Below are 23,413 nucleotides of genomic sequence, written 5' to 3' on the forward strand. Positions count from 1 at the left end.
GAGTGAATTAAACAGCTAAGAAACACTTTATGCTTGACGTTCTTATTAAAAAACGTAATATACCCCCATTCTGTTTTTATTTTCTTAACAAATATCAATTTAATTTGTATTTTTAAGTTTCAGAATTAATTTTCAAGCCTACAAAATGTTACAGAATCTCTTCGACTTATTGTTTCCAAAAGTCTGTTTGGGCTGTGAAAATTTTCTTTTATCAAATGAAGATATTATCTGCACGTCTTGCCGCCACGATCTTCCGTTGACAAATTATCACCTAGAGCCTGAAAACGAAGTGACCAAAAAATTTTATGGAAGAATCGAAATTCAATTTGGCGCCTCGATGTTATTTTACCACAAACGCGGTATTGTTCATGAATTGATTCATAATCTAAAATATTACGGGCATCAAGAAATTGGTACATTTTTAGGGAATTGGTATGCCGAAGATTTGAAAAATCTTGAAATCACAAAATCTTTTGATGTCATAATTCCGGTTCCTTTGCATAAAAAGCGCCTGAAAAAACGCGGTTACAATCAAATTGAAACGTTTGGAAAAACTCTATCAGAAAAGCTTTTTATTAAATATGACGATTCTATTCTGGTTCGGAATATTTATTCAAAGACACAAACGAAGAAAAACTTTTTGGGAAGAACGGAGGTCAACCAAGCGATTTTTGACGTGGTTTTTACAGAAGATTGCCACGGAAAACATTTTCTTTTGGTGGACGATGTGATTACGACCGGTTCGACCTTGGAAGCCTGCGCAAGGGCCATTTTGAAAATTCCGGATTCAAAGCTGAGCATTGTTTCGATTGCTGACACTCACAATATGGGTTTTTAGCCCGGATTGGCGCGAAAAGCCCGGAGTTTTTAAATTTATTTTTTTACCGCAGAAAAACAGCGCCCGAAGGAAGCTCGTTTTTTTGCGTGTAAAAAAAGATTTAAAGACGAGGACTTGCAGCAGAAAGCCGGAATAGCTTCAAAAACAGAAATATAATTTTCTTAAAAGATTTCGTTTCCTCTAAATATAATTGTTATTTTGTGGCTAAAATATTTTTCTGATGTTGAAGTTTCGTTTTCAATTTTTACTTTTCATTTTGGCTTTAGCAGTTACGGGTTGCGCGAAGAGAGGCAGTATTACCGGAGGCTTGAAAGACACCATTCCCCCTGTGATGCGCTCAAGTTCACCCGAAAATTTCAGCACTAATTTTGATGTAAAAGAAATCAGGATCACTTTTGACGAATATATCAAGATTAAAGACGTGAACAAGCAGCTGATTGTTTCGCCTCCGATGGAATATCCGCCGGTGATCACGCCGACGAATGCGAGCAAGTACATCAACATCAGGATCAAGGATACCTTGCAGCCCAATACCACCTATAGCTTCAACTTTGGAAGCAGCATCCAAGACAATAATGAAGGGAATCCGTACCAGCAATTTAAGTATGTTTTTTCGACAGGAACGTATATTGATTCGTTGGAAGTCAGCGGAACGGTGAAAGATGCTTTCAATAAAGATGTGGAAAATTTTGTTTCAGTGATGTTATATGAAGTGGATGAAAAATTCACAGATTCAGTGGTGTACAAGCAAAATCCAAGATATATCACGAATACTTTAGACAGTTTAAAAACCTTTAAGCTTGAGAATTTAAAGGAAGGAAAGTACATGCTGATTGCAATGAAGGACTACAATAACAATTTCAAATTTAATGCAAACAAAGACAAAATTGCTTTTAGGAAAGAATATATTACGGTTCCGAGTGACTCTGCTTATCAATTAAAATTGTTTAACGAAATTCCCTCTTTTAAAGGTCAAAAACCTTATCAGGCTTCTGGAAATCGACTTGTGATTCCGTATGAAGGAAATGCGGACAAAATAGAAGTTGCTTTGAGAAACGGCAACGAAAACCTGCCAATTAAGTTGACCAAATTCCCTGAAAAAGATTCATTGCAAGTTTGGTTTCAACCCATAAAACCTGATTCACTAGGCATTTCAATAAAAAAAGGAAGCTTTGACAAAGAGTTCTTTGTTCGTATGAAAGAATTTAAAAAAGACACCTTAAGCCTCACGGCGATACAAAAAGGAACTTTGCATCCCAGAGAGCGTTTTACTATTAATTCAACATTACCGCTTGCTGACATTGACAAAGCAAAGATCAACTTGATGAATAAAGATTCAGTTGCTGTGCCTTTCACAACAGAATATGACGAATTTAATCAAAATTTATTTGTTGACTTTCAACGCGAAGAATTGCAAACGTATACGATGCAACTTTTGCCAGGTTCGATAAATTCTTACTTAGGTACCGCAAATGATACTTTAAAATATACGCTTAAAACGCAGGCTATCAAAGAATATTCAACAATGAATTTGACATTATTGAATGTAAAACAGTTTCCAGTTATCGTAGAATTAGTTACAAAAAAAGGAGACATTATCGCTTCTCAATATTCAGAAGTTCCAAAAGTTGATTTTGAAGGACTGGAACCTTCCACCGTTTTTATTCGTGTAATTTATGATACAAATAAAAATAAGGTATGGGATACCGGAAATTACTTGCAAAAATTACAACCTGAAGAAGTTATTTATAAATCAGTAGAATATAATTTAAGGCCAAATTGGGATTATGTTGATGAAGTCTTCGACCTCTCACAATAAATTATTTTATTTCAAAAACATCTCGGTCGTTTAAGAATCCAAGTTTTTTTCTGGCTAGATCCATTTTGCTTTTATCAAATTCTGCTGTAAAAACCCCTTCCGATTCTTGCGGTTCAATTGTAAAATTTCCTAAGAAATCAATGGCTTGGGAATGTCCCGGATAAGGATGATTATTTCCGTCTACACCGATCCTATTCACGCCAATGACATAAGCCATATTTTCAACCGCTCTTGCTTTTAGCAAAATATCCCAAGCCTGGATGCGTGGTTTTGGCCAATTGGCCACATAAATCAACAAATCATAATCTTCGCTATTTCGTGCAAAAACAGGAAAACGAAGATCATAACAAACCAACGGACAGATTTTCCAGCCTAAATATTCTACAATCAATTTCTCTTTTCCCGAAGCATAAATTTTTTCTTCTCCAGCCAATGAAAACAGATGCCGTTTGTCATATTTTTGGATTTCTCCAGAAGGAAAAACAAAAACCAATCTGTTGTAAAAAAGCTCCTTTTCTTTAATAATCAAGCTTCCGGTAATCGCAAGATTTTTTGCTTTCGCAAGATTTTTTAGAAGCAAAATTGTTTCGCCGTCCATAGTTTCTGCAACTTTTTCTGGATGCATTGAAAATCCGGTCGAAAACATTTCGGGTAATACAACCAAGTCGATTTCCTCAGAAAGCGAATTGATTTTTTCTTCAAAATAAGTGCGATTGATTTTTGGATTTTCCCAAACCAAAGGCGCTTGGATCATGGCGATTTTCATAGTGTCTTATTGTAAATCGGTCCTCTAAGATCGTTTTTTTTTACGATAATGATTCCGACTTTGATGGTATATAATTTGTATTACAACGTTCCATTTGTGTTCCTTTTCCCATAGCTTGGAACATTCTGAGTTTAAATTTACCAAAATCTAGGTTTTTAAAAACCGACTCTTAATTTAATTTTGCATCCTATTTTTGAACAACAATTTTTGTTAATTCCCCTCGAATTATAGGAATTGAATTCTTATAAAGATAGAAAATTTCGCAATCAGAAATGGCACGCTATCGTAAATTTTAATTTAGTTTACAGAAATTTCATCTATGAAAATAAACGCGTCCCCACCAGCTCCTTGATGCCAATCTGGAAGTTTTCCAAAATTATACGCTTTGACTTTGATATATTTTGCATTTGTAACTGGAATTTGAGTTTCAAAATCTATAACTTGAACTTCTGTATTTCTTGCATCTAATTTATTATCAATTGTTTTGACCAATTTAAAATTCACATTATCATCTGAAGTATAAAATTCTACTTTTGTCGGCATTAAAATCCAAGCTCTTGAATCTTGTAAAAAACGTGCTGAAACCGAAGTCACTTTTTTGGTTTCGTGCAAATCAATAACTGCTTCGAAATCTTGCGATTGAAAACCTTGCCAATCTCCTTTTCGCCAATTTTCACTACCAAAAATTCCATCAATCAAACCTTCTTCTCCACCCGCGTGGTATTGCGGATTGTATTTTGATTTGGTTTTGATGGTATAATTGTTAGGTTTTTTGATGAATTGGGCTGAAATTTTATCACTACCACCAAGTCCAGCTTCTAAATCAACAGCAGAATATGCAGTTATTGTACAAGACTTATTTATTTCAAATGGTTCAGAATAAACTTTAAAATCAGAATTATCAATCTTATATTTAATCGAGTAAGGTCTATAATTCTTGTCAAAATTATCATTATCCATAGAAACTAACAATTTATCTCTAAACGATTTACTTTCGGCTTGAATTACAGGAACGACAGTAATTTTGTCAAAACGCTGCTCTTTCGCTTTCGCCCAAACCTCTTTCAAATAACCATTCATTCCTTTTTTGGTTATGGTAAGTTCTTGCTTATCCTCAAAATTGATTTTAGCCTTCTCAAAATACGGCTTTGTTTTCGTCCATTCACCACTTCCTGGTGTAACCGAATACAATCCCATCGAACTCAATACATACCAAGCACTCATTTGTCCACAATCTTCGTTTCCTATTAAACCATCTGATGAGTTTTTGTAAAATTCATTCAAGATATAATTTACTTTCTCTTGCGTTTTTTCAGGTTTCCCAATATAATTATACAAATATGCCATGTGATGACTCGGCTCGTTTCCGTGAGCATATTGCCCAATTAAACCTGTGACATCAACTTGTTCGCGTCCGGTAGTTTTGCTTTCGCTATTGAACATTTCATCGAGTTTGGTTTCGAACTTTTCGGTTCCGCCATACGCTTCAATCATTCCCGGAATATCTTGTGGCACAAAAAACGAATATTGCCACGAATTTCCTTCGGTAAAATTATTGTTGACTTCTCTTGGATCAAAAGGTTTGTCCCAACCGCCGTTCTTTTTTGGTCTCATAAATCCTGTTTCCCAATCGAAGAGATTTTTCCAATTTTGAGAACGTTTCATAAAATAATCGTAATCTTCTTTTTTGTTTAAAATCTTCGCCATTTGCGCAATACACCAATCGTCATAGGCATATTCAACGGTTTTCGAAACGCTTTCGTGTTCATCATCAATGCTGATAAAACCATTCTTTTTGTACGCATCCAAACCAAAATGGTCCAACATTGCAGAATGTTTTGACGCTTCAAAAGCCTTTTCATAATCAAAACCTTGAATACCTTTTGCCATGGCATCGGCCATTACAGAAACCGAGTGATAGCCAATCATACAATCGGTTTCATTAGAAGCCAATTCCCAAACGGGCAATCTTCCGCCTTGTTCGTATTGCATCAAAAACGTATTGATAAAATTGGAAGTTCGCTTTTTATCAATCAACGTATATAAAGGATGAGCTGCTCGAAATGTATCCCAAAATGAGAAAACAGAATAATAATCGAAGCCTTTTGCAGTATGGATTTCGTTGTCTCTTCCTCGGTATTTTCCGTCTACATCTTGTGCGATATTCGGTTGCATCATCGTGTGGTACAAAGCTGTATAGAAGATCGCCAATTTATCTTTATCTGAAGAAGTGATTTCAATTTTTGATAATTCTTTGTTCCAAAGTGCCTCGGCTTCTTTCTTTACTTTTTCAAAATTCCAATGGTTAATTTCAGAACTATTTAGTTTTGCACCTTCGGTGGAAGTTGGAGAAAGCGATACTTTGACCAACAATTTTTCGCCTTTTTTCACTTCTTTAGAGAAACTCATTGAAAGCAAACTTCCTGCAAAAAATGTATCGGTAACTTTAGCAGGAGCAAATGCGTTATTGTTCACTTTTGTAATTTTCATCGGCTGATTGAACTCAATTCTTGCATAAACAAACTGATTCCTTGCCCAAGCTTCGCTGTTTCGCATTACTTCAATTGTCTTTTCATCAATGATCCTGACTTCTCCCATCAACAAATGGTCGCGATGGTTCAAATCTAAAACAATATTCGCTTGACCTTTTTCATGAAAAGTATATTCATGAAAACCAACTCGTGTGGAAGTCGTTAATCGAACGTCAATATCGTGCTTGTCTAATTTTACAGCATAAAATCCAGCAGTTGCTTTTTCATTTTCATGAGAAAATTTTGAAGAATATATTTTATTGTCCAACGAAGGTTCTCCCACCGTTGGCATCAACATAATATCGCCAAAATCAGAAACTCCCGTTCCGTTTAGATGCGTATGTGAGAATCCGTAAATTAAATCATCTGAATAATGGTATCCGGAACATCCGTCCCAACTCCCGTCAATTCTGGTATCTGGCGATAGTTGCACCATTCCAAACGGAACGGTCGCTCCCGGAAAAGTATGTCCGTGACCGCCCGTTCCAATCATCGGATTGACGTGTTGCTGGTAGTTTTGGGCAAAAGTAAAAGTTGAAATAAATAATAGGAGCGCGAAATATTTCATTTTGTTTGTTTTGTTTTTCAAATATAGGAAAATATTTAACGGAGATTCACGAAGGGTTTTCTACGAAAATTCGATAAGAAAATCTAATACAGCTCTATCAAACTTGTTAAAAACAAAAAACGCATCTGAAGGATCAGATGCGTTTAATTATATTCTTTTGGCTTTTGCCTAATTATTTCATGCTAGCTACCAAATATTCTCTGTTCATTCTTGCAATATTTTCAAGAGAAATTCCTTTTGGACATTCTACTTCACAAGCTCCAGTGTTGGTACAATTTCCAAAACCTTCTTCGTCCATTTGGCGAACCATATTTAAAACACGATCAGCAGCCTCAACTTTTCCTTGTGGCAATAAAGCGAATTGCGACACTTTTGCAGAAACGAACAACATTGCTGAAGAGTTTTTACAAGAAGCTACGCAAGCCCCGCAACCGATGCAAGTGGCCGCATCAAAAGCACGGTCTGCATCATGTTTAGGAATTGGAATTGTATTGGCATCAATGGTGTTTCCTGAAGTATTTACCGAAATAAATCCACCAGCGTGCTGAATCCTGTCAAAAGAACTTCTGTCCACCACTAAATCTTTGATTACCGGGAACGCTTTTGCACGGAAAGGCTCGATAAAGATCGTATCGCCGTCCTTGAACATTCTCATGTGCAACTGGCAAGTCGTTACAGCTCTGTCTGGACCGTGTGCTTCACCGTTGATGAAAAGCGAACACATACCGCAGATTCCTTCGCGACAATCGTGGTCAAATGCAACAGGGTCTTCTCCTTTGTTAATTAAGCCTTCGTTCAAAACGTCAAGCATCTCTAGGAATGACATATCTGGTTCAATTCCGTCGATTGGGTAATCCACGATTTTCCCCGTTTCTTTAGCGTTTTTTTGACGCCATATTTTTAATGTAAGTTTCATCTTTTTTAAGTTTTTTCGAATTAAGTATTGAGTATTGAGACTAAATCAAAAATCTCCTCTCTCCTTACTAATCTCTTATTTATAACTTCTTTGAACCAGTTTAATATTTTCGTAAACCAAAGGTTCTTTGTGCAATACGGCGTCGCTCGGTTTTCCTTTGTACTCCCAAGCTGCAACATAAGCGAAATTTTCGTCATCACGAAGTGCTTCTCCTTCTTCAGTTTGGTACTCTTCACGGAAGTGGCCTCCACAAGATTCTTGCCTATGCAAAGCATCTTTTGCGAAAAGCTCTCCTAATTCAAGGAAATCAGCAACACGCATTGCTTTTTCTAACTCTTGGTTAAAGCTATCAATTGTTCCAGGCACTTTTACATCTCTGTAAAATTCTTCACGCAACGCAGCGATTTCAACAATTGCTTCGTTCAAACCTTGAGCGTTACGAGCCATACCCACTTTGTCCCACATAATTTTACCTAATTTCTTGTGGAAATGGTCAACAGAATGTGCTCCGTTATTGTTGATGAACTTGTTTAATTGCTCTCTAACATTATTTTCAGCTTCTACGAATTCAGGAGTATCTGTAGATATTGTTCCTGTTTTGATATCTGGTGACAAATAATCTCCGATAGTGTAAGGCAATACGAAATATCCGTCAGCCAAACCTTGCATCAAAGCAGAAGCACCCAGTCTGTTTGCTCCGTGATCAGAGAAATTAGATTCTCCGATTGAGAAACAACCCGGAATTGTAGTCATTAAATTATAATCAACCCACGTTCCACCCATTGTGTAGTGAACTGCCGGGTAAATCATCATAGGAGCTTCATAAGGATTCTCATCTACGATTTTATAATACATTTGGAACAAGTTACCATATTTGTTTTTGATAACTTCTTTACCTAATTTTTTGATTAGAACCGCATCATTTTGATCCAAGTGCTGAATCAATGCTTGTTCTTTTCCGTAACGTTGAATTGCAGCAGCAAAGTCCAAGTAAACTGCTTCACCTGTCTTGTTTACACCATAACCCGCATCACATCTTTCTTTTGCAGCACGGGAAGCCACGTCACGAGGAACCAAGTTACCAAAAGATGGGTATCTTCTTTCCAAGTAATAATCTCTTTCTTCTTCTGATAAATCAGCCGCTTTCTTTTTTCCCTCACGGATTGCTTTCGCATCTTCCAATGATTTTGGAACCCAGATTCTACCGTCATTACGCAACGATTCAGACATCAAAGTCAATTTTGACTGGTGATCTCCCGAAACCGGAATACAAGTTGGGTGAATTTGTGTGTAACAAGGATTTGCGAAAAACGCTCCTTTTTTATGTATTTTCCAAGCTGCAGTCGCGTTACTTCCCATTGCATTTGTAGAAAGGAAAAATACGTTTCCGTATCCTCCAGAAGCAATGACAACCGCGTGCGCTGAATGTCTTTCAATTGCACCTGTAACTAAATTACGAGCGATAATTCCTCTTGCTTTTCCGTTTACGATAACTAAATCGAGCATTTCGTGACGGTTGTGCATTTTGATTTTTCCACGACCGATTTGACGGTTCATTGCAGAATAAGCTCCTAATAATAATTGTTGACCTGTTTGTCCCGCAGCGTAAAAAGTTCTAGAAACCAAAGTTCCACCAAAAGAACGGTTGTCTAAAAGTCCGCCATATTCACGAGCCAACGGTACACCTTGTGCCACACATTGGTCAATGATATTTGCAGAAACTTCCGCCAGACGGTGCACGTTTGCTTCACGAGCACGGTAGTCACCCCCCTTTACGGTATCATAAAATAAACGAAATGTTGAATCTCCGTCACCTTGGTAATTTTTTGCAGCGTTGATACCACCTTGAGCCGCAATTGAGTGTGCTCTACGAGGTGAATCTTGAAAACAAAATGCTTTAACGTTATATCCTAATTCAGCTAAAGTTGCTGCGGCAGAACCACCCGCAAGTCCTGTTCCAACAACGATAATATCAATATTACGTTTGTTTGCAGGGTTTACTAAATTAATATGGTCTTTATAATTTGTCCATTTGTCCGAAATTGGGCCATTTGGTATTTTTGAATCTAAGCTCATAATTTTATAAGTATATTATTTAGCAAAAAAGTGAATGTAAACAGGAATAATTGCAAAAAGAAGAGGAACGATTATAGAAAATCCTTTTCCGAATCCTTTAATTAATCCGTTGTATTTTGGATTATTTGCTCCGAGAGATTGGAATGCACTTGCAAAACCGTGCGATAAGTGGAATGCCAAAACAAACATTGCAATTACGTAGGAAATTGTAGCAATCAAGCCATAAGAGGCATCTTGAAAGAATGCAAAAGTAACTTTGTGCAAATCTTTGTATCCTTCAGCAATTTTCAAATTACCTGCTTTATCCCAAAATTCGGTGCGGTTTCTGATTTCTAAACCTGATTGCTCTAGGTTTACAGGAATATATTTGTCTTTACCAACAGATGATGTGATGTAAAAATCATATTTCTGACCTTGATAGTCAATTTGAGTCGTTTGCAACGGCATCTTTTCGTCAAAGTGCATTACAGCCCAAAAGTTAACCATGTGCGTCACGATGAAAACCAAAATCAAAGTTCCCAAAACCGCCATGTTTCTTGAAGCCCAAACAGTGTTTGCAGCTGCATTTTCTTTGGCATATTTAATCGGCCTGGCTTTTCTGTTTTGGATTGTCAGTAAAATTCCGTCCACTGCGTGAAAAAGAATTGAAATATAAGTTACATACGATAAAATTTTGACCAAAGGATTTGTGGTCATGAATAGTGCGTATTCGTTGAAGTGCGAATCATCGCTAAAAATCAATTGCAAGTTTCCAGCTAAATGTCCTACCAAAAACAAGCATAAAAATAAACCTGTTAGAGACATCCAGTACTTTTTCGCAAGTGATGACTTTAAGATTGCAGATTTTGCCATAAGAGTTGTTTGTGTTTTAAAAAATCACACAAAAATAAAGCATATTCAGTTAACTACAACCTTTTCGCTTAATTTATAATCAGTATAAAGTGGATGCCTTTCGCAGAAAATAAAGCGTAAAAATTCATTACCGATAATTTTTCTCTTCATTTCTTTTCTAAAACTCAAAAAAACCAGCAAAAAACACCCAATAATTACTTAAAAAGCATTTTAATTTGATCCAGTTTTAAAAGGTTTTTGTAACGTCTTTATCAACTACAATTATAAAGTCCGCAAGCTTTAAGTGTTCTTTCTCCATTCTTGAAATGTCTTTTTGAGAAACCGTTGCGATTGTCATAATTTTCAATTCTGGATTTCCTTGCTTCAAATACCAATATATCCCATCGAAATTATCACTGTGGAAACTTCCGTTATAATGCACCAAGGTTGTGTTAGGCTTAAGGTTCTGCAAAATAAAATGACCCATCGTCGCATCTTTGATGGCTTGCGCTTTTGGCATTGTTTCACTGGCGTGATCGCCCATCATTTCCAACATTTTTACATAACCCGGAAGGTTTTTATCATATTTTATAGGCAATGGCGCCATCCACGTTTTCTCTTCTTCTGACAATTTATCTAACGCTTGAAAATCTTGTTTGTACACCAAACTCGCATATCTTCTTGGCACATTTGTGGCCACAAAGTTTAAATTATTTCCTTTTGCAAAATCCACCAAAGGTTTGTAATCTGTTTTATGGTTGTTCCAAAGTCGCGCCAAAGTATCGAATGCTTTTTGGTTGATTTCTCCTTTTAAATATTGGTTCAATTGTTTTTGATTATCGGCTTCAATCATTTCTGCTCCCAAAACCAATTGCTTTTTGACGAACAAATCTTTCGTAAATTCCAATTGCAACCAATGCACGATGGAATTATCGTGGTGTTCCCCAAACAAAACAACTTCCGCATTTTTGGCTTGTTGCACCATTTTTTTATAGGTCGTTTTCTTTCCGCTTTTATCATACAATTGATACGGAAGTTTGTCTTGCGCCACAACAGTAAACGAAATCACGAAAGCCATTAGGCAGAAAAAACATTTCATATTTTAAATTTTATAATCTCAAGTAAAATTAGGCATAAATCAACTTACGGCAAAACCAAACTTTTTACAATACCAGAACCGATTTCAAATTAATTTTAAGACCTGCTAAATGGCAAAAAAAAGAACAATGAAACGCGTTCTAGCGCCAAAAAACGAATGGATTTTAGACAAAATTGAAAAAAATATTCCGAAATTAATTGGAGCTTGTTATTACAAATGAATAGAATAAATGCTTGAAAGACATTTTTAAGTAATTTTACAAAATGAAAACCGTTGCTCCAGCTCCAAATTTTTTAGATTACCTGATCGGATTTTCGAATTCTGACAACGAATCGTTTTTAAGCTTATTAGAAAAATCGAAAGAATCTTTCCGTTTTTTAGCATTGAAAAAGAATGATTTTTTTGTGAGAGAAGGCGAAGTATGCAACTATTTTTGCTTTGTTGAAAGCGGAATCCTGCAACATTCTATTGTTATTGAAGGTGAAGAAAAAACAACTTATTTGGCACTGAGAAATTCAGTTACTAGTTCATTAAACAGTTTTTTATTTGACAAACCTTCTCGAAAAAACATCAAAGCAATTTCCGATTGCAATTTGTGGGTGGTTGATTTAAAAGATTTCAAAAATCTAATTAAAAATAACGAAGCCTTTAATCAATTTTATTATAATTTGATTGAAAAACAGCTCTGCTTGATTGATGATTACCGCATTGATTTGCTGACACTTTCACCCGAAGAACGCTATCAAAAATTATTAGAAAACGATCCGAAACTCTTACAAGAAGTCCCACTGCACTACCTTTCGTCTTTCCTTGGAATCTCTTCCAGACACATGAGCCGTATCAGAAAAAACATAAAATAACGCCATTTGGCTTCTTTTTAAGCACCTATTTTCGCTACTTTTGAGGTATTAATTTCAAAAGTAATTTTATTATGAAATACCATCAAATCGACCGTCAGCTTTTCATCAAAAATCGTCAAAAGTTCACGGCCCAAATGAAGCCTAACAGCGTTGCCATTTTCAATTCTAATGATATTTATCCGGTTTCAGCCGATTCCACTTTGCCTTTTGCACAACACCGCGACATCTTTTATTTAAGCGGCGTGGACCAAGAAGAAAGTGTTTTGTTGCTTTTTCCAGATGCTCCGTATGAAAATTTAAAGGAGATTTTATTCTTAAAAGAAACCAACGAGCACATTGCCATTTGGGAAGGCGAGAAATTGACAAAAGAAAAAGCGTTTGAAACTTCGGGTGTTAAAACCGTGATTTGGTTGCAGGATTTTCATAAGACGTTGAAGGAAATAATGGCGTATTCGGACACGATGTACATCAACACGAACGAACATTACCGCGCCAGCATTGAAACAGAAACCCGTGAAGACCGTTTCACAAAATGGTGGAAAGCGAATTATCCAGCTCATAAAGTAGAAAAATCGAACCCAATCTTACAGCGTTTGCGTTCGGTAAAAGAAAGCCAAGAGCTTGATTTGATTCAAAATGCGTGCAACATTACCGAAAAAGGTTTCCGAAGACTATTATCTTTCGTAAAACCAAATGTGACGGAATATGAAATTGAAGCTGAATTGATTCACGAATTCGTTCGCAACCGCTCAAAAGGTTTTGCTTACACACCAATCATCGCATCAGGAAACAACGCAAATGTTTTGCATTACATCGAAAACAACCAGCAATGTAAATCTGGCGATTTGATTCTGCTGGATGTTGCTGCAGAATATGCTAATTATTCAAGCGATTTATCGAGAACAATTCCAGTTTCTGGACGATATTCTGAGCGCCAAAAAGCGGTTTACAATGCAGTTTTGAAAGTAAAAAATGAAGCTACAAAAATGCTTACAGCGGGAACACTTTGGAAACAATACCACTTGGAAGTTGGAAAAATTATGACTTCTGAATTGTTAGGTTTGGGTCTTTTGGACAAAGCCGATGTTCAAAATGAAAACCCAGACTGGCCCGCTTATAAAAAATATTTTATGCACGGAACTTCTCACCACATGGGACTTGATACGCACGATTATGGTTTGCTTCACGAGCCAATGCAAGCCAATATGGTTTTCACCGTTGAGCCTGGAATTTACATTCCTGCAGAAGGTTTCGGAATCAGGATTGAGGACAATGTTGTGGTCCAAGAATCTGGCGAACCGTTCAATTTGATGCAAAACATTCCGGTGGAAGCAGAGGAAATTGAGAGTTTGATGAATGCTTAATTAGAGAAAAGAAGAAAGAGAAAAGACGGTTTGCGAAAGTGAACCGTCTTTTTTTTGGAACAAAGACCTCTAAAATCTCGAAGGATTTAATCCGTTAAAATCCTTTAATCTGTGGCACAAAAATGTAGCTGATGAATTAATAAATGATACTTTTGCACTATAAAAATTACCTTCGTTGAAACAAATAATCTACAAAAACACAAAAATCGCTTTCACTGATTCTGGCAAAGGAACAGCTATTGTTTTCTTACATGGATTTTTGGAAAACAGCAAAATGTGGAATTATTTTATTCCGGAATTGTCTAAAAAATACCGTACAATTTCGATTGATTTACTGGGCCACGGAAACACCGAACCAATGGGCTACATCCATTCTATGGAAGACAATGCCGATGTGGTTCACGCCGTTTTATCAGAATTAAAAATCAGAAAAGCCGTTTTTGTAGGGCATTCCATGGGCGGTTATGTAGCTTTGGCTTTCGCCGAATTATATGCGGACAACGTTAAAGGAATGGTGCTTTTAAATTCTACTTCCAGAGCAGATTCTGACGAACGAAAAATAAATCGCCACCGTGCTATTAAGGTTGTAAAACAGAATTACACCAACTTTGTTCGACTTTCAATTGCTAATTTATTTTCAGAAAACAACCGCGAAAGATTGGAATCTGAAATAGAAAACGTAAAATCAGAAGCGTTAAAAACGCCTTTGCAAGGAATTGTAGCTTCGCTCGAAGGAATGAAAATCAGAAAAGACCGGGAAGTTATTTTGCACTTTGCACCTTATCCGATGCTATTGGTTTTAGGCAAAAACGACCCCGTTTTAAATTACGAAGAAAGCATCGAACAGATTGAAAATACCGATGTAAAACTTCTTACTTTCCCCGACGGACATATGAGCCACATTGAAAATCGCGAGGAGCTGATTAAGAATTTATTGGTATTTTTAAAGAATTTATAAGTTATATTTTTTCTTCAAAAGAAATATCCTGGTTTAAAATTTCATTCAAAAGCACGACTAATTGTTCTACATAATTAACCGAAATTTCTTCATTGATTATTGTATTTTCTGTCTTATCAACTTTAAAATTAAAAGGTAAAAAACCGTTTTTTAAATTCTTGAAAGAAATAATTCCGACTTCCATTTCTTCGCTCTGGAGATTTGGCTCGTACATAAAAGCATACGCCAAAACCTGAATAATTTTATCTGATTTGATTTCTGAAGTCAAGTTATCCCATTGTTTCAAGGTTACATCTCTGGCTTCTACTTTACCGGTTTTATAATCGATGATTCTGATTTTCCCGTTGCGGAGTTCAATTCTATCGACATTTCCCTTAATCAAAACAGGAAAGGGCAACGATGGATGTTCTAATTTTCGTTCGTATGTTTTTTCTAAAGCAAGTACTTTTACGGCATCACCATTTTCAATTTCTTTTAATTCTACTTTTAAGAAATTCAAGACGTTTCGCTTGGCCACTTCAAAAGCCAGCAGGTTTCTTCCTTTTTTAATTTCGCCTTCTTTATAAACTTCTTTAAATTGTTTTAATACCTCGTCGTCGATTAATGTAATACAATTTTTGATATCTTCTGAAGAAAGAAATTTACCTAGTAAAGGTTTGTACAATTCCTCTAAAGTGCCGTGAATTATGGTTCCTAAAGTATTTAAGGCAATGTTTTCCTCCACTTCTTCTACTTCACGGATGCGGAGGATTTTCTGCATATAAAACTGAATCGGATTGCGAATGTAAGACGTCAATGCCGAAGGAGAAAATCCGTTTTCAGCAATTTCTTTCAGTCGTTCCATCACTTTTTCAGACTTTGGAATTACGATCGGCTGGTACGCAACGTCTGGCAAAGTAGCGTTGTAAATTTCGTGTGTAATAGTATGGTTTTTCTGTTTTTCTACTTCCAATTGCGTAATGAAACGGCTTTTTTCACCACCATCGAGTCCGTCACTTTCGGTATTGTAAAGCAAATAAATAGTTTTGGCTCTTTGTAATAAATGATAAAAGTGATAGGTATAAATCGCGTCTTTCTCTTTGTACGTCGGCAAACCTAATTCAATTTTCACGTCATAAGGAATAAATGAGTTTTGCGTTTTTCCGGCCGGAAATTTGCCCTCGTTCATTGAAGTCACAATTACGGTATCAAAATCTAAAACACGGCTTTCCAGCACTCCCATAATCTGCAAGCCGTTCAACGGCTCGCCTTCAAAAGAAACTTCTGCAAGGTCTATAATCTGTTTGTAAATAGCGTAAAGCGTGTCAATCGTATCAATGTGCTGATGGTTTGAATAATAATTCATCAGCTTGTTAATCACCTTAAAAATAGAAAACACAAAAGCCTTCGTGATTTTTTCCTCTTCAGAATCATTGCTTAAATTCGACTTGATCTGAAGCAATAATTTTGAAATAACTTCCAAAACCGGCATCGCGCCGTTTTCCCACTTTTGGAACAAAAGAAGAAAAAGTTCGCTTTTATTTTGTTCCAATTCAAAGACTTTGTTTTGGGTAATAAAAGTATAATTATTGGAATTGATGATTTTAACCAAATCGCCTGTTTTGGCATAAGGTTCCACCAACGGATGCGTCAAAATATCGAGTACGTCTTTATAATAAAATACATAGCTATTTTGGTTTCTTGAAAGTGCATTGGTGTGCATTTTGAACAATTTGGCAATAAGAATCTGGGCCGGATTATTTTTCCCCGAATAACCCATCGTAATATTTAAAGCGCCAACGCTGTTTGGAAGCGAATACAGCAATGGAACCAACAGATTTTCTTCGCCCAAAACTATGGCTGTTTTGTTCAACGAATTTGCGTTCTGTTCAATATGTTTTTCGATAATATCTCCAGCAATTTTAGCTTGGCCAATCGTTTTTGGAGTTCCGATGATCTGGATATTTTTTGTAGCAGAAAAATCATTTACAATCCATTCAAACGGATTGGCTTTGTAATGCGTCCAGCTTTCCTTAAATCGTCTTAAAAACAAGCCCGCATCGTGAAATGGGTCTGTCAAAAAAGCATCGTCAGCATCCCAGAAGATTTTAGCCTTATCAGAAGCCAAGAGATGTTGCACGATTTTTTCTTCGGAAGCGTTCAAAGCATTAAAACCAGCAAAAAGATATTCAGTACTGCCAATCGAATTTGAAAAAGAATCTAGATTTTTTACAGCTTCTCGGTAAATCAACCCTTGGTAGCCAATTCCTTTATTTAAAAGATGATTGTAAAGTGATTCGTAATATTTGGGAAGCAAATCCCAGAACTGAAGATAACTGTCAATCATCTTGGTTCTTTTCTCGGCATCAAGCGACCAGTGTTTGATATCTTCAATATCTTTTAAGTAAGATAAAATGTGATTTGGCTCTAATAAATAGCGGTCAATTTCATTAAAATCTTGAAGCAATGTTTTTCCCCAATTGGCAAAAAGCTCAAAGGTTTGCTGTTTTTCCTTGGCAGTAATTTCGAGATACACTTCATAAAATTCAAAAACCAATTCAATGCTGTCAATGGAACGAATGTTAGCGATCTCTTGTACAAAATCTTCGATGCTAATAATCTGTGGCGCAAAAACGGTTTTGTCAGTAGCATTTTTCATAGCTTCAATTAAAAAAACCTTGGCTCTTTTATTAGGCAGGACCACAACCAAATCTGATAATTTGTGGTCGTAATTATCGATTATCGTTTTGGCAATTTTATCAAGAAATGTAGTATTCGTCATAGGGTAAAAATAAAAAAACGCCTCGAATTTCGAGGCGTTTTTAAAACTTATTTAAGGATGTAATTAATCTTTGATCAATTTCACTTCAACTCTTCTGTTGTTAGCTTTACCTTTAGCAGTTTTGTTAGTATCGATTGGTTTAGTTTCACCAAATCCTGTAGATCTTAATCTTGAAGATTCGATTCCGTTTTCAATCAAGAAGTTTTTAACTGCTGCAGCTCTGTTTTCAGAAAGCGTTTGGTTTAACGCGTTTGAACCATCGCTATCAGTGTGACCTTCGATAGAGAATCTTGAAGTTGGGTATTCTTTAAGGATAGCGTTGATAGCTTCCAATACTGGCATAGTTTCTGGTTTGAAAGTTGCTTTTCCGCTGTTAAACAAGATCGTTTTAGCGTAAGCATTCAATTTATTAACTTGCTCTTCAGTAATTTCTGGACATCCGTTGTTAGCAACAGTTCCTTTAACATTAGGACATTTGTCATCTTTGTCAAGAACTCCGTCTCCGTCAGTGTCTGGCCATGGGCAACCACCGTTTTCTTTAGGACCTTTAACCTCTGGACATTTGTCATCTTTATCAGCAACACCGTCTCCGTCAGTATCAGGACAACCGTTTAATGCTTTTGGACCAGCAACTTCTGGACAAGCATCATCTTTATCAGCAATTCCGTCTCCGTCAGTATCAGGACATCCTTGGAATTCTTTTAAACCAGCAACTTCTGGACAAGCGTCATCTTTGTCTGGAATTCCGTCTCCGTCAGTATCAGGACAACCTTGGAATTCTTTTAAACCAGCAACTTCTGGACAAGCGTCATCTTTATCGTAGATTCCGTCTCCGTCTGTATCTTTTCCTCCAAATTTGAAAGTAAGACCAGCGAAGTGCTGCATGTGTGAAGCAACATCAACATCAGGAGTTCTAGTATCGTCAAATGAGTGTTTGTAAGTTGATTGAAGAGAAAGACCAACAGTTTCTGTAAACCAAAAAGTTAATCCTAAACCTCCATTCACAGTTCCAGCGCTAGCGTCACCAATGAATGTATAACCTCCACCTACTTGAAGAGATGGATCAATCACTTTAGATCCGATCATTTCCATGAAGCTATATTTAATAACTGCATCAACTCCATAGTAAGTTAAATCACCAGGATTTGTAGTTTCAAAAGTTGAAAGTGTTCCTGGAGTTTTACTGTTTACGAATTTGTCAATTTTGTTAACAGATCCTGTTACACCAAAGATAAATCCTGACCCAACGTATTTAGATACGTTTAAGTAAGATACAGATGGAAGAATGTTCCAATTGTCTTTTACGTTGTAGAATTCGTTAATTTGATCTCCAAATTTGTAAGGAGCACTAATTCTTGTATCCACGGCGTTGGCACCAAAAGTGATAGCCCACGGATTGTCGCTATCTTGTGCATTGGCGTTCAAGCCGAATGCTAACAATGCAGCAACAAAAATTTTGTTTAGATGTTTCATACTTAATTTTATTAGATTACAATACGTTAATTACAGACAAAAGTAAGATCTTAAAAATTAATTACAAAGATTTCTGTTAAAAAATTAACGCAAATTTAGTTAAATGTTAATTTAGATCACTTTTAATTGCTTTCCTACAATCGTAAAAGCTTGAATAGCAGCGTCTAAATGTTCTTTTGTGTGCGCTGCAGATAATTGAACTCTTATGCGCGCTTTGTCTTTTGGAACCACTGGAAAGAAAAATCCTATAACATATATGCCATTTTTTAGCAATTCATTTGCCATAGTTTGTGATAACTTTGCATCATAAAGCATAACTGGCACTATTGCAGAATCCCCATCGATGATATCAAAACCGGCTTCCTTCATCCCTTTTTTGAAATAATTGGTATTCCATTCTAGCTGGTCTCTCAACGTTGTATCTTTTTCTAAAAGCTCAAAAACCTTGATTGAAGCACCCACAATAGCTGGCGCCAAAGAGTTTGAGAACAAATAAGGGCGTGAACGCTGGCGCAAGATTTCTATGATTTCTTTTTTGGCAGTTGTGTAACCTCCCATCGCGCCACCCAAAGCTTTTCCAAGGGTTCCGGTGATAATATCCACGCGGCCCATCACGCCTTTTGCTTCTAAAGTTCCTTTTCCGGTTGCACCGATAAATCCAGCGGCGTGGCATTCATCCACCATTACCAAAGCGTCATATTTATCTGCCAAATCACAGATTTTATCTAACGGAGCGACAACACCATCCATAGAAAAAACACCGTCAGTCACGATGATTTTAAAACGATGCCCTGCTTCATTTGCTTTAATTAACTGCTGTTCCAAATCTTCCATATTGCTATTTTCATAACGGTAACGGGCAGCCTTGCACAAACGGACTCCGTCAATGATCGAAGCGTGGTTCAAAGAATCTGAAATTATCGCGTCATTTTCTCCTAACAAAGGTTCAAAAACACCTCCGTTGGCATCAAATGCGGCCGCGTATAAAATCGTATCTTCTGTGCCATAAAAATTAGCGATTTTTTGCTCTAAAGTTTTGTGAATATCTTGAGTTCCGCAGATAAAACGAACCGATGACATCCCGAAACCGTGCGTATCTAAAGCGTCTTTTGCGGCCTGGACCACTTCTGGATGCGAAGACAATCCAAGGTAATTGTTGGCGCAAAAATTCAACACTTTTTCACCTGTAGAAATCGTGATTTCGGCTCCTTGCGGTGACGTGATAATTCGTTCTTTTTTAAAAATTCCGTTGTCTTCAATAGCTTGCAATTCTGACTGAAGATGTTGTTTAATTTTTCCGTACATTTTTATTTATGATTTTGGATTTATGATTAAGCGTATTATCTTTCGACTAATTTGGCTACAAATTTACTACATTTACTTGTTCTCCGATATAAACCAACGCTTTTTTGGTCACTTTAAAACCCATTTCTTCGATGGCATTTTGATAGGTTTCCAATTGCAACTGGTATTTTTGGTTGTGGACTCCGGTTTTGTAATCCAATAAAAAAACTTCTTTATTTTGAGACAAAACCATTCGGTCTGGCTTGATTGGAGAGCCTTTTTTCTGAATAATTGTCTGCTCATTCATCACTTTATTTCCTTCCGAAAAATAAAAAGAAAGTTCCGGATGATTTAAAATATGTAGAATCGTTTCCTCCACTTCAGCGCTTTGAATTTCAACAATCAATCCGTTTTCGATGGCTTTTGAAAGTGCCAAATCCACATCCGAAATGGTTTCAATATACGACAAAATCTCGTGCACCACATTTCCATATTCAATCGCTTTTTGCTGATGCGTTCCCCACATTAACGATTCTCTTTGGGCAATTTTTATCGCTTTAGGATTCAAAACTTCTTTTACAAAAGGCACTTTTGGCGGTTCAATCTCTTTTTCTTTTTTATCAGATAATTTTTCTGGATTTCCGATTTCGTATTCATATTTATCTACATTAAAATCGGCAAAATTTTCTAAATATTTGATAAAAAAAGTCGCCATATTATTCTTCGGAATTTCTCCTTTTGACGACAAATTCATATTTGAAATCACATACAATTGTTCTTCCGCACGCGTTAAAGCCACGTACAAAACATTCACATTATCAAGCAAATCTTCCTGCTTTTTTTGATGGTATACAATCGACGCTTCTTCGCCAAAACCTTCGACAGCACTTGAATTATCAATCAAAACTTTTGGCAGTTCCGATAAATTTTCTTCGCTGTCCAACCATAATTTATCCTTTGGCTTTCGCGAATAATCTTCTTCGGCAAAAGGCATAATTACGACCGGAAACTCCAAACCTTTCGACTTGTGAATCGTCATAATTCGAACTGCATTTTTTCCTTCGGGAGACGGAATGCTGAATTTGCTTCCGTTTTTCTCCCAATACTGTAAAAAATCCGTGATTCCTGCTTGATTTTTCACATCTCTTTCCAACACCAAATCCAGAAAATACTGAATATAAGCGTTATTTTGATTCAAATTGATAAACTTCGAAACGATGATTTCAACGGCTTCATACAATGATTTTCTTCGTAAATTTTGAAACGAAAGTGCTATCTCAAATTTCATCAGCCAATTTTCAAATTCATTTTCAGCCGTAAGTTGCATTCCTTCGGCGATAAAGTCGTGAATAGGAAGCTCCTTTTGAATATTTTGAGCGATATATTGCAACAACTTCGCCTTGGATTCTAAATCGTTGCTATTCTTTAAGTAACGCAACACATTTAAGATAAAAATAACTTCGGTCGCATTTTCAATCATCAAAGTTTCTGAAGAAAGCAAGGGAATTCCTTGTTCCGTAAGGTAATTGGCAATCGCAATTCCTTGGTCGCGCTTTCGCGTAAGAATGGCAATTTCTTTGTATTCAAAACCTTTGTCAGTTGCTTTTTTGATCGCATTTAAAGTCGCCAAAACAAACAATTCGGTTTTATCCAAAGCTTCTTCATCAGAAGCATCGCTGGCTTTTTCAACTGGCGGAATAAACGAAATATTTACATAACCGCCCACTTTTGAATTCGTGTTTTGGTGGCTGTGATTTTCGTATAAATTTTTATAATCTTGGTTTTCAAATTCTCCCGAAAGCATCTTGAAAAACCGATTATTGAACTCAATTACTTCAGAATAACTTCGGTAATTGGTGTCTAAATGTTCGACTTTTTTAGTGTGATGGAAAAAATTATTTTCCTTTTTGCTCAACTCGATAAACTGTTCTGCTTTTCCGCCACGCCAACGATAAATCGACTGTTTTGGATCGCCCACAATCATTAACGAACCTCGTTCTCCAATTAAATTTTCGCTCGAAAGCGCATTATCAATCAACGGAATCAAATTTTGCCATTGCATTTCAGACGTATCTTGAAATTCATCAATGAAAAAATGTTTGTATTTTTCGCCCAAACGTTCATAAATAAACGGCGCTGGCTGGTTCTGGATTTCGCGATGGATGATTGCGTTAAATTCTGAAATGGAAAGAATATTTTGTTCTTTTTGAATCTTTATAAGCTCTTGACTGACTGTATTCAAAAGCGAAAGCGGTGTGATATTTTTCAAGAAAGCATTGTAAAAACCAATTTTCTCGTGATTTTTATAAATGCAACTTAAAACCGAAAGCATTTCTGGAATTATCGATTCAATAATCGCCTTGTCTTTTGCTTTTGCGTTGACTTTGACATCGTCAAATTCGTGATAGGTTTTATTTTTTGCATTGAATTTATTGTCTTTTATACTGTACAGATGTTTTGGAAAATAGCTTCCTGAAAATGATTTTTCATCAATTCCGTTGGATTCAATCTGCCTCAAGATCTGTGTTGCAATTTCGACGCACTCTTTTTCTAATTCTTTTACAGCTTCCTGGATTTTCTTTTTAATCTGGACAAATTCAGCAATCGATTTGTCTTGAAAATGCATTATTTCGTTGCGATTGTTTTCATTGAGAAGCAATCTTCCGGTGTCCATAATTTCGCGCGTGATGTCCCAACTTTTATCGTCGTCGGTTTTTTCCATCGTGAAATCTACGAGCAATTTTGTCAGCGTTTCTTCTTCACCCGCTTGTGCAATAATAGCGTCAACAGCTTCGGTCAAGAGATTGTCGGTTTCAAGCGAAACGTCAAAAGTGATGGGCAAGCCTAAATCGTGTGCAAACGCTCGAATGACTTTGTGCGTGAATTTATCAATCGTGGAAATATCAAATGCCGCATAATTGTGGATGATATTTTTGATGATCTGCTGTGACTTTGCCTTGATTTCAAAAACTTTCAATTTTGTTTCCTCGGCAATGATTTCCATTAAATCGACAGCTTTTTTGTTGGGCTCGTCTTTGGTAAATTCAAAAAGGCTGCTGACGATCCTGCCTTTCATTTCGGCCACGGCTTTATTGGTAAACGTAATGGCCAAAATGGTTCGGTAAGCGTCTGGTTTTCGTGAAGTCAAGAGAATTTTTAAATATTCTTTGACCAACGTAAATGTTTTTCCCGAACCTGCGGAAGCGTCGTATATTGAGAAGGCGTGTTTTTCGTTTTCTTCCATTTAAGTTTTTATTCTAAAATTATTA

General features: G+C 36.4%; 15 protein-coding genes. 5 read left to right on the plus strand and 10 right to left on the minus strand.

Annotated features, from left to right (window positions below):
* The first annotated feature begins 145 nt into the window (after nucleotides 1-145).
* Together EG849_RS11750 and EG849_RS11755 are read left to right on the plus strand one after the other, a co-directional pair.
* On the plus strand, nucleotides 146-838 hold the full coding sequence (locus EG849_RS11750) for a ComF family protein (protein ID WP_125013280.1): 693 nt from the start codon (nucleotides 146-148) through the stop codon (nucleotides 836-838).
* Between the two features lie 220 nt (nucleotides 839-1,058).
* Complete coding sequence (locus tag EG849_RS11755; protein WP_125013281.1) at nucleotides 1,059-2,657, plus strand: Ig-like domain-containing protein; 1,599 nt, start codon at nucleotides 1,059-1,061, stop codon at nucleotides 2,655-2,657.
* A 1-nt stretch (nucleotide 2,658) separates the two neighbouring features.
* On the opposite strand, the gene EG849_RS11760 is transcribed toward EG849_RS11755, so the two are convergent.
* From EG849_RS11760 to EG849_RS11785, 6 genes are all read right to left on the minus strand, one after another.
* Nucleotides 2,659-3,423 (minus strand): nitrilase family protein, encoded by a 765-nt coding sequence (locus EG849_RS11760; RefSeq protein ID WP_125013282.1) that lies wholly within the window; start codon nucleotides 3,421-3,423, stop codon nucleotides 2,659-2,661.
* A gap of 297 nt (nucleotides 3,424-3,720) precedes the next feature.
* A complete protein-coding gene (locus tag EG849_RS11765) occupies nucleotides 3,721-6,522 on the minus strand; it encodes a GH92 family glycosyl hydrolase (protein ID WP_125013283.1) in 2,802 nt (933 codons plus the stop codon).
* 172 nt (nucleotides 6,523-6,694) lie between these two features.
* The gene (locus EG849_RS11770; RefSeq protein WP_125013284.1) at nucleotides 6,695-7,438 is read right to left on the minus strand and encodes a succinate dehydrogenase/fumarate reductase iron-sulfur subunit; all 744 of its coding nucleotides are present in this window, start codon (nucleotides 7,436-7,438) and stop codon (nucleotides 6,695-6,697) included.
* Nucleotides 7,439-7,513: 75 nt separating this feature from the next.
* A complete protein-coding gene (locus EG849_RS11775) occupies nucleotides 7,514-9,514 on the minus strand; it encodes a fumarate reductase/succinate dehydrogenase flavoprotein subunit (RefSeq protein ID WP_125013285.1) in 2,001 nt (666 codons plus the stop codon).
* A gap of 15 nt (nucleotides 9,515-9,529) precedes the next feature.
* On the minus strand, nucleotides 9,530-10,366 hold the full coding sequence (locus EG849_RS11780; protein ID WP_125013286.1) for a succinate dehydrogenase cytochrome b subunit: 837 nt from the start codon (nucleotides 10,364-10,366) through the stop codon (nucleotides 9,530-9,532).
* 226 nt (nucleotides 10,367-10,592) lie between these two features.
* A complete protein-coding gene (locus tag EG849_RS11785; protein ID WP_125013287.1) occupies nucleotides 10,593-11,444 on the minus strand; it encodes a ChaN family lipoprotein in 852 nt (283 codons plus the stop codon).
* A gap of 263 nt (nucleotides 11,445-11,707) precedes the next feature.
* Here EG849_RS11785 and EG849_RS11790 point away from each other — a divergent pair, with 263 nt between their 5' ends.
* The 3 genes from EG849_RS11790 to EG849_RS11800 all read left to right on the plus strand — a co-directional run bounded on the left by EG849_RS11790 (nucleotide 11,708) and on the right by EG849_RS11800 (nucleotide 14,626).
* Nucleotides 11,708-12,304, plus strand: coding sequence for a Crp/Fnr family transcriptional regulator (locus EG849_RS11790; protein WP_125013288.1), 597 nt, complete (start codon nucleotides 11,708-11,710; stop codon nucleotides 12,302-12,304).
* Between the two features lie 71 nt (nucleotides 12,305-12,375).
* Entirely contained in the window at nucleotides 12,376-13,668 is a 1,293-nt protein-coding gene (locus EG849_RS11795; protein WP_125013289.1) for an aminopeptidase P family protein, read from the plus strand.
* A gap of 175 nt (nucleotides 13,669-13,843) precedes the next feature.
* Nucleotides 13,844-14,626 (plus strand): alpha/beta fold hydrolase, encoded by a 783-nt coding sequence (locus EG849_RS11800; protein WP_125013290.1) that lies wholly within the window; start codon nucleotides 13,844-13,846, stop codon nucleotides 14,624-14,626.
* Between the two features lies 1 nt (nucleotide 14,627).
* Here the strand turns inward: EG849_RS11800 and EG849_RS11805 are convergent, their stop codons facing one another.
* The 4 genes from EG849_RS11805 to EG849_RS11820 form a co-directional block, all read right to left on the minus strand.
* Nucleotides 14,628-17,387: a PD-(D/E)XK nuclease family protein gene (locus EG849_RS11805; protein WP_125013291.1), complete on the minus strand. Its 2,760-nt coding sequence runs from the start codon at nucleotides 17,385-17,387 to the stop codon at nucleotides 14,628-14,630.
* 63 nt (nucleotides 17,388-17,450) lie between these two features.
* Nucleotides 17,451-18,860: an OmpA family protein gene (locus tag EG849_RS11810; protein ID WP_125013292.1), complete on the minus strand. Its 1,410-nt coding sequence runs from the start codon at nucleotides 18,858-18,860 to the stop codon at nucleotides 17,451-17,453.
* 111 nt (nucleotides 18,861-18,971) lie between these two features.
* Nucleotides 18,972-20,165, minus strand: a complete 1,194-nt coding sequence (gene kbl / locus EG849_RS11815; protein WP_125013293.1) for a glycine C-acetyltransferase — start codon at nucleotides 20,163-20,165, stop codon at nucleotides 18,972-18,974.
* Nucleotides 20,166-20,220: 55 nt separating this feature from the next.
* Nucleotides 20,221-23,388, minus strand: a complete 3,168-nt coding sequence (locus EG849_RS11820) for a UvrD-helicase domain-containing protein (RefSeq protein WP_125013294.1) — start codon at nucleotides 23,386-23,388, stop codon at nucleotides 20,221-20,223.
* Nucleotides 23,389-23,413 lie beyond the last annotated feature (25 nt).

Origin of the sequence: Flavobacterium macacae, assembly GCF_003865365.1 — a bacterium.
Lineage (GTDB): Bacteria > Bacteroidota > Bacteroidia > Flavobacteriales > Flavobacteriaceae > Flavobacterium > Flavobacterium macacae.